The sequence below is a fragment of the Sulfitobacter sp. genome (assembly GCF_041552635.1).
Lineage (GTDB): Bacteria > Pseudomonadota > Alphaproteobacteria > Rhodobacterales > Rhodobacteraceae > Sulfitobacter.
Window position 1 is genome coordinate 1 of sequence record NZ_JBFEKM010000177.1, and the last position, 7,846, is coordinate 7,846.

At 56.0% G+C, this 7,846-nt stretch carries 8 protein-coding genes and 1 pseudogene; 5 read left to right on the forward strand and 4 right to left on the reverse strand.

Annotated elements, in window-relative coordinates:
* The 3 genes from ABYT07_RS17195 to cysQ all read right to left on the reverse strand — a co-directional run.
* The coding region (locus ABYT07_RS17195; RefSeq protein ID WP_372993263.1) for a glycosyltransferase family 2 protein at positions 1 to 248 on the reverse strand (248 nt) is incomplete at its 3' end.
* On the reverse strand, positions 245 to 1,045 hold the full coding sequence (locus ABYT07_RS17200) for a 3-deoxy-manno-octulosonate cytidylyltransferase (RefSeq protein ID WP_372993264.1): 801 nt from the start codon (positions 1,043 to 1,045) through the stop codon (positions 245 to 247). The genes ABYT07_RS17200 and ABYT07_RS17195, both read right to left, overlap by 4 nt.
* Positions 1,045 to 1,842 (reverse strand): 3'(2'),5'-bisphosphate nucleotidase CysQ, encoded by a 798-nt coding sequence (gene cysQ, locus ABYT07_RS17205; protein ID WP_372993265.1) that lies wholly within the window; start codon positions 1,840 to 1,842, stop codon positions 1,045 to 1,047. Before cysQ ends, ABYT07_RS17200 begins: the two co-directional genes overlap by 1 nt.
* 113 nt (positions 1,843 to 1,955) lie before the next feature.
* On the opposite strand from cysQ, the gene ABYT07_RS17210 reads away from it, so the two are divergent.
* Complete coding sequence (locus ABYT07_RS17210) at positions 1,956 to 2,780, forward strand: ABC transporter permease (RefSeq protein WP_372993266.1); 825 nt, start codon at positions 1,956 to 1,958, stop codon at positions 2,778 to 2,780.
* Between the two features lie 6 nt (positions 2,781 to 2,786).
* Here ABYT07_RS17210 and ABYT07_RS17215 read toward each other — a convergent pair whose 3' ends face one another.
* A complete protein-coding gene (locus ABYT07_RS17215) occupies positions 2,787 to 3,389 on the reverse strand; it encodes an alpha-ketoglutarate-dependent dioxygenase AlkB (protein WP_372993267.1) in 603 nt (200 codons plus the stop codon).
* Positions 3,390 to 3,598: 209 nt separating this feature from the next.
* Here ABYT07_RS17215 and dnaK point away from each other — a divergent pair, with 209 nt between their 5' ends.
* From dnaK to ABYT07_RS17235, 4 genes and pseudogenes are all read left to right on the forward strand, one after another.
* Positions 3,599 to 5,506 carry a molecular chaperone DnaK gene (dnaK, locus tag ABYT07_RS17220; RefSeq protein ID WP_372993268.1) on the forward strand — a complete coding sequence of 636 codons (1,908 nt, stop codon included), beginning with the start codon at positions 3,599 to 3,601 and terminating at the stop codon, positions 5,504 to 5,506.
* 77 nt (positions 5,507 to 5,583) lie between these two features.
* The gene (gene dnaJ / locus ABYT07_RS17225; protein ID WP_372993269.1) at positions 5,584 to 6,738 is read left to right on the forward strand and encodes a molecular chaperone DnaJ; all 1,155 of its coding nucleotides are present in this window, start codon (positions 5,584 to 5,586) and stop codon (positions 6,736 to 6,738) included.
* A gap of 96 nt (positions 6,739 to 6,834) precedes the next feature.
* Positions 6,835 to 7,593 carry a DNA repair protein RadC gene (radC, locus tag ABYT07_RS17230; RefSeq protein WP_372993270.1) on the forward strand — a complete coding sequence of 253 codons (759 nt, stop codon included), beginning with the start codon at positions 6,835 to 6,837 and terminating at the stop codon, positions 7,591 to 7,593.
* A gap of 65 nt (positions 7,594 to 7,658) precedes the next feature.
* A pseudogene (locus ABYT07_RS17235) lies at positions 7,659 to 7,846 on the forward strand (hemerythrin domain-containing protein); the annotation flags it as partial.

Sequence of the window (7,846 nt, forward strand, 5' to 3'; positions counted from 1 at the left end):
ATGATATCACCTGCCGCGTGGGTCAGACCAAGGTTGCGCGCCGCCGAAATGTTGGGCTGGTCGAAAGGCACCAATTTCAGTTCGGACGCGAAAGGCAAGGTTCGGGCCGCCGCGATACTGCCCGGATCAGCAACCACAACGACCTCAAAATTCCAGTATTGCAGTTGCGAAATGCCCGTCAAAGTGCATGTCAGTGACTGTGGTCGCCCACGGCTGACAATCACGACACTGACGGGCAGGTCAGTCATTCCAAGCCCATTTGCGCCATCATTGCTTCGATCTTTGGCACGTCTTCAGGGTTGTTCAGCTCCCAAAACTGACGGCCTTTTGCATCAACTTCGACGCACAGCACCGTATGGCCGTTTTCCATAAAGCGCAGCTGTTCCAGCCCTTCTAGCTGTTCCAGCGGGCCAACGGGCCAAGACGGATAGGCCGCAAGCGCATCGGGACGATACGCATAGACGCCGACGTGGTGAAAGACGGGGGTCGGATCAGCATCGGCATAGGTTTTCGAGGTAAACGGAATCACCTCTTTCGAGAAATACAGCGCCTTGTGGTCGGCAGCAAAGACAGATGTTGTCCCGCCTACACGACCGGCTTTGCGGTCAGCCAACAGGCTGTTCAGGGTCGAACCGTCACAGCGCAGCACAGGGGTCGCGATCCCTGCTTTAGGGTCGTTTTGCAGACCCTGTACAAGGCTTTCGACGAACCAATGCGGGGTAAGCGGCGCATCGCCTTGCAGGTTGACGACGATATCGTACCCACTGCCCAACACCTCGTGCGCCTGCGCGCAGCGTTCGGTTCCGTTGGCACATTCGACCGCCGTCATCACCACCTCTGCCCCGAACGCCTCGGCCGCGTCCTTGATCCGGTCATCATCGGTGGCCACGACCACCTTGTCGACACCCTGCACCTCGCAGGCTGCCAGCCAGCTGCGCTCAATCAGACTGCGCGATGTGCCGCTGGCCCCTTTCAGCAGGGCCAACGGTTTCGCCGGATAGCGTGTCGAGGCATAGCGCGCCGGAATGACGATGAGGACAGACATCAGGATGCTTCCAATTCAACGCCCGGCGCGTAGGCGATAAAGAACGGATTGGCGAAATCGGCCTTACCATATGTCAGCGGCGTCAGATCATCAAAGCGCACCACGGCACCGCCTGCACCATTCAGCACGGCATGACCTGCGGCAGTGTCCCACTCCATCGTGCGGCCAACGCGGGGATATAAATCCGCCTCGCCTGTCGCGATCAGGCAGAATTTCAACGACGACCCTGCGCTTTTCATGTCGCTGACGTTGTATTTGGCGATGTAATCATCCGTTGCCTGATCGCGGTGCGATTTTGACGCAACGACCAATAGGGCAGAATTGTCCGGGTCAGAGACTGAAATCGCCGTGACCGGTCCCATTTCATCCTTTGGGAAATCACCGGCTTCTTCGACCGCCTGACCATCTGCGAGGGTAAAGAACATCCGCCCGCGCGCCGGAGCATAGACAACACCACGGGTCGGCACGCCCCCTTCGACAAGGGCGATGTTCACGGTGAAATCCCCCCGGCGGTTGATGAATTCCTTGGTGCCATCCAGAGGGTCGACAATCAAAAAGGTGTCACCGCGTGCGGAGTGAGTGTCGGACTGTTCTTCAGTCACCAGCATAACGTCGGGAAACGCGGCACGCAGACCGTCGGAAATGATCTTGTCCGCTGCCTCGTCAGCGATGGTGACAGGGCTTTCATCAGATTTGGTCTTCACCTCAAAATCATCAGAGCCGTAAATTTCCATGACCTTGTCACCTGCCTCAAGCGACAGACGGCGCATTACCGTCACCAATTTTTTATAATCCATACTGAACCGGCCCTTTAGTTTTGTTGATTACTTTGCTGGAACCCCTTATGATTGCCGATTAACGGAACAGCAAGAATTCCGTGCAAAGACACAGCTTAAAGAGGCAGCCCGAGATGTTTCAACCAAAGCGAACTTCGCGCGGATCGCTCAGCTCGGCCATCAATATGGCAGAGCTGGTATATCACTCTGTCGTCAGGTCCGTGCGCAAACAGCACAACAATGCGTTTGCCGCGATCGGCATCAACATCTTGCAGGCGGTTATCTTTGTTGGCGTTTTCTATGTGATGTTCACGATGCTTGGCATGCGGGGATCCGCAATCAGGGGCGATTTCGTCATCTATATCATGACAGGTATTTTCCTGTTCATGATGCACACCAAAACAGTGACCGCCGTCGCGGGGTCTGAAGGGCCGGCAAGTGCGATGATGCAACACGCCCCCATGACCACGATGATTGCCCTAGCTGCATCTGCCTTGGGCGCGCTGTACATCCAGATGCTATCCTTGGTGATGATCATGTCCGTTTATCATCTGGCATGGAACCCGGTCGTGATAGACGATGCGCCCGGCGTGCTTTTCATGATGATGGTGTCGTGGGGTACTGGCGTAGCCGTCGGCATGGTGCTGTTGGCGATCAAGCCTTGGGCCCCGTCCTTTACGACCATTTTCACGTCGCTATACCAGCGGGCGAACATGGTCGCATCGGGCAAGATGTTTCTGGCGAACAGCCTTCCGTCATTCATGATTGCCATGTTCGATTGGAACCCACTGTTCCATATCATTGATCAGGCGCGCGGCTATGCTTTCATCAACTACAACCCGCGCTACAGCAACTGGGAATATGCGGTGTGGGTTGGCGTTGTCCTGATGGTGATCGGGCTGATGGGCGAATTTTACACCCGCAAACACGCCTCTGCCAGCTGGAGCGCGCGGCGCTGACGTTGATTATTCAACGACGCGCAGCGTCAGGTTGATCCGACCACCCTTGGGCAACAGCTTGGATGACCCCGCCCTGATCCGGTCAATTCCGTGATGGTGCAGCCGCGCTTCGCCACCCATGACCACCACATCCCCCGATTGCAGCCAGATGCTGTCTGTCTTGCCGCCGCGTTTCTGACCGCCAATGCGAAACAGACCTTCATCCCCCAAAGACACTGACACCACCGGCCAGCGAAAATCGGCTTCGTCGCGGTCTTGGTGCAGGCCCATTTTCGCATCTGAATCGTAGTAGTTGATCAAACAGCATTCCGGGAGCCGCTCCAGTCCGGTCAATCTGTCCCAGATCGCCAATGCCGCTGTTGGTATTGCAGGCCACGCAGCGCCGTTCGGGTGCGCGGGTGCATAGCGGTATCCTTGGGCGTCGGAATACCAGCCATATTTGCCTGCCGACGTCATCCGAACCGACATTTTCTGCCCGCCCGGTGTTTCAGGCCGAAAGAACGGAGCCGCCTTGACCACAGCCCTAACGCCGTCCAACAGCGCCTGTTGTTCAGGGCGATCCAGCGCCCCTTTGTGAATTTCAAAGCCGCGCAAACGCAGAACTGTCATTTATTTGCCCTTCTTTGCCTGATTAGCGAAAAATCCACACAGATTCTCCAATTCCTTTCTCATGCAACGGTTGCAGGGTCCAGAACTGCTCCTTATATACCCATCGAACCGCTGAGGGCACACGGCCTTTAGCTTCACAGATCGGGGCGAAGGTGCCGAAACGGGCCTGAACTTCGTGTCATCGCCTTAACTCAATGAGGGATCAAATCATGGCCAAAGTAATTGGTATCGACCTAGGAACCACCAACAGCTGTATCGCCATCATGGACGGCAGCCAGCCTCGCGTCATCGAAAACGCGGAAGGTGCACGCACAACCCCATCGATCGTCGCGTTCACCGACGACGAACGTCTGGTCGGCCAGCCTGCCAAGCGGCAAGCGGTTACAAACCCAGAAAACACAATTTTCGGCGTCAAGCGCCTGATCGGTCGTCGCAATGACGACGTGGATCTGGCCAAGGATAAAAAGAACCTGCCATTCAAGGTCATTGATGGCGGCAACGGCGATGCATGGGTCGAAGCCAAGGGCGAGAAATACTCACCTTCGCAAATCTCTGCGTTCATCCTTGGTAAAATGAAGGAAACAGCGGAATCGTATCTGGGCGAAGAAGTCACCCAAGCGGTTATCACTGTGCCTGCCTACTTTAACGACGCCCAGCGTCAGGCCACCAAAGACGCAGGCAAGATCGCCGGTCTTGAAGTGCTGCGGATCATCAACGAACCGACAGCTGCCGCGCTGGCCTACGGTCTGGACAAGAAAGAAACACAAACCATCGCGGTCTATGACCTTGGTGGCGGTACATTCGACGTTACAATCCTCGAGATTGACGATGGTCTGTTCGAAGTAAAATCCACCAATGGCGACACGTTCCTTGGTGGTGAAGACTTTGACATGCGCATCGTGAACTATCTTGCGGATGAGTTCAAAAAGACGAACGGCGTTGATCTGACCCAAGACAAGATGGCGCTTCAGCGTCTGAAAGAAGCTGCCGAAAAGGCCAAGATCGAACTGTCCAGCGCCAGCCAGACAGAGATCAACCAGCCGTTTATCTCGATGGGCAAAGACGGATCGCCGTTGCACATGGTGATGAAACTGACGCGTTCCAAACTGGAACAGCTGGTTGGTGACCTGATCAAAGCGTCGATGAAGCCTTGTGCCGCTGCGTTGAAAGATGCGGGTATCACTGCTTCTGAAATCGACGAGGTTGTTCTGGTCGGTGGTATGACCCGCATGCCGCGCGTCATCGAAGAAGTGACCAAGTTCTTCGGCAAGGAACCCCACAAGGGTGTAAACCCTGACGAAGTGGTTGCCTTGGGCGCTGCCATTCAGGCCGGTGTTCTTCAGGGCGACGTCAAAGACGTTGTTCTGCTTGACGTGACTCCTTTGTCGCTGGGTATCGAAACATTGGGCGGCGTCTTTACCCGTCTGATCGACCGTAACACCACGATCCCGACGAAAAAGTCTCAGGTATTCTCGACCGCCGAAGATAACCAGAACGCTGTGACCATCCGCGTGTTCCAAGGCGAACGCGAAATGGCTGCGGATAACAAGATCCTTGGCGCGTTCAATCTGGAAAGCATCCCTCCCGCACCACGCGGTATGCCCCAGATCGAAGTGACCTTTGACATCGACGCAAACGGTATCGTTGCCGTTGGCGCGCTGGACAAAGGCACAGGCAAGGAACAAAAGATCACGATCCAGGCCTCTGGCGGTCTGTCCGATGCCGACATCGAAAAGATGGTCAAGGATGCCGAAGACAACGCCGACGCAGATAAAGAACGTCGCGCGCTGATCGAAGCGAAAAACCAGGCGGAATCGCTGATCCACTCGACCGAAAAGTCGGTGGAAGAGCATTCTGACAAGGTTGATCCTACAACTGTCGAAGCGATCGAACTGGCCATCGCTGCCCTGAACGACGAACTGGAAACCGACAACGTCGAAAAGATCAAGTCGGGCATTCAGAACGTCACAGAAGCGGCAATGAAACTGGGCGAAGCCATCTATAAGTCCGCACAGGACAGCAATGAAGACATGGCCGAAGCAGCAGATGCCCCGCATGGCGATGACGACATTGTTGATGCCGATTTCGAAGATCTGGACGATAACAAGCGCGCATAAGCGTGCCATTGGAACCACTGATGGGGCCGGTCCGCTTGCTGGGCCGGCCCCGCACGTTCCAGCGTAGGAGTTAATCCATGGCCAAACGTGACTATTACGAGATTCTCGGCATTGCCAAAGGTGCCTCTGCCGACGAAATCAAAAAAGGCTACCGCACCAAAGCCAAGGAACTGCACCCTGACCGCAATGCAGACAATCCAAATGCCGAGGCGCAATTCAAAGAGGCCAACGAAGCCTACGAAGTCCTGAAGAGTGCCGATAAGAAGGCCGCATATGACCGGTATGGTCATGCCGCATTCGAGGGCGGAATGGGCGGGGGCGGACAACGTCCCGGCGGCGGCTTTGGCGGCGGGCAAGGCGATTTCTCGTCCGCGTTCTCGGATGTTTTCGACGATCTGTTCGGCGACTTTATGGGCAACCAGCGGGGCGGCGGCGGTCGTCGTGCAGCCCGTGGTGCCGATCTGCGCTACAACCTTGGCATCACCCTCGAAGATGCGTTCAAGGGGATGCAAAAATCGATCAACGTGCCAACGTCAATCGCCTGCGATTCCTGTAGCGGAACCGGTGCCGAAGGCGGCGCAGAACCGACTTCTTGCCCCACCTGTTCAGGTATGGGTAAGGTTCGCGCGCAGCAGGGTTTCTTTACTGTTGAACGCACCTGCCCCACCTGTTCGGGTATGGGCCAGATCGTCAAGAATCCGTGCAAATCTTGTCGTGGTGCCGGACGTGTTGAAAAAGACCGTACCTTGTCGGTGAACATCCCTGCTGGCGTTGAAACCGGCACACGCATTCGTCTTGCCGGCGAAGGCGAGGCGGGCATGCGCGGTGGGCCATCCGGCGATCTTTACATCTTTATCGAGGTCCAAGATCACGAGTTGTTCGAACGCGACGGCGGCAACCTGTTCTGCCGCGTCCCAGTATCAATGAGTACCGCCGCCCTTGGGGGCAGCATCGAGGTGCCCACGATCGACGGTGGCCGTGGCCGTGTGCAGATCCCGTCAGGCAGCCAATCCGGCCGCCAGATGCGCTTGCGTGGCAAGGGTATGCCACCTTTGCGCGGCGGTGGCACGGGCGACATGATCATCGAACTTGCGGTTGAAACGCCTGTAAACCTGACCGGTCGCCAAAAAGAATTGCTGCAAGAGTTTGAAAAGGAATCGGAAAACAACAATCCGGAATCCAGCAGCTTCTTTTCATCAGTCAGATCCTTTTGGGATTCGATGAAAGGCTGATATGGGGTGGGGCGATGATTTGCCCCACCTGATTTTTCACGACCTTCCCGCCAAGAATTAACCCCATCGTAACCAAGATTGGGAATGCTTCGGGCTATGGGAAAAAACAACTCTTTGGCTGAACCTGTGTTTCCGTTTCTGCACGACGAGGCAGTGGAAACGGTACCCGTTTCGGGCAAACAACCGTCTTATATCGTGGATCACCGGCAACGATTGCGTGCCCGCTTTATGCAAGGCGGGGCTGGCGCGTTGCCGGATTATGAATTGCTCGAACTTGTCCTCTTTCGGGCGATCCCACGGCGTGACGTGAAACCTCTGGCCCATGCGCTGATGGATCATTTTGGCGATTTCAACCGGGTCATCACCGCGCCCGAGGCGCGTTTGCGCGATATCTCGGGTATTGGTGATGCCGTGATTGTCGAGCTCAAGATCATCGAGGCCGCAGCCCACCGGCTGGCGCGTTCAAAGGTGATGCAGCAACATGTCGTGTCCAGTTGGGACGCGCTGCTGGACTATTGCCACACAACGATGGCCCACCGCGAGACCGAACAGTTTCGCGTGCTATATCTTGACCGCAAGAACGTGATCATCGGCGATGAGGAACAGGGAAAAGGCACGGTCGACCATGTGCCGGTCTACCCCCGCGAGGTCGCCAAACGCGCGCTTGAACTTAATGCCAGCGCGCTGATTTTGGTACATAACCATCCCTCGGGCGACCCAACCCCGTCGCAGGCTGATATCGACATGACGCAGCAGATTCTTGCGGCCTGTACGGCACTGGGCCTGACCTTGCATGACCATCTGATCATCGGAAAGTCCCGCGAACTTAGCTTCCGGTCCGAAGGCTATCTTTAAGCGCGCGAAGCCTGTTCAGAATTGCAGAATTTACCTGCCTTACGTTCTGGATTATTGTTCTTCGAATGTCTGACACACCCACTCCCACCCCCACATCTCTTAGCGAACGCGTTGGTTTGCCGGATGCCATGCGCAGTCTGGTCAAGGAGTATCCCCGCAATGGCTGGGAAAGAAACGCCAACTATTCGCATCTGATCGCCTTTTGGCTGGATCGCCATTTGATGTTTCGAAAGCTGCTGGATCAATTGGATGC

Coding starts and splice junctions, on each gene's coding strand:
- dnaK (WP_372993268.1), top strand. CDS start 3,599: ATGGCCAAAGTAATTGGTATCGACCTAGGAACCACCAACAGCTGTATC.
- dnaJ (WP_372993269.1), top strand. CDS start 5,584: ATGGCCAAACGTGACTATTACGAGATTCTCGGCATTGCCAAAGGTGCC.
- cysQ (WP_372993265.1), bottom strand. CDS start 1,842: ATGGATTATAAAAAATTGGTGACGGTAATGCGCCGTCTGTCGCTTGAG.
- radC (WP_372993270.1), top strand. CDS start 6,835: ATGGGAAAAAACAACTCTTTGGCTGAACCTGTGTTTCCGTTTCTGCAC.
- ABYT07_RS17210 (WP_372993266.1), top strand. CDS start 1,956: ATGTTTCAACCAAAGCGAACTTCGCGCGGATCGCTCAGCTCGGCCATC.
- ABYT07_RS17215 (WP_372993267.1), bottom strand. CDS start 3,389: ATGACAGTTCTGCGTTTGCGCGGCTTTGAAATTCACAAAGGGGCGCTG.
- ABYT07_RS17200 (WP_372993264.1), bottom strand. CDS start 1,045: ATGTCTGTCCTCATCGTCATTCCGGCGCGCTATGCCTCGACACGCTAT.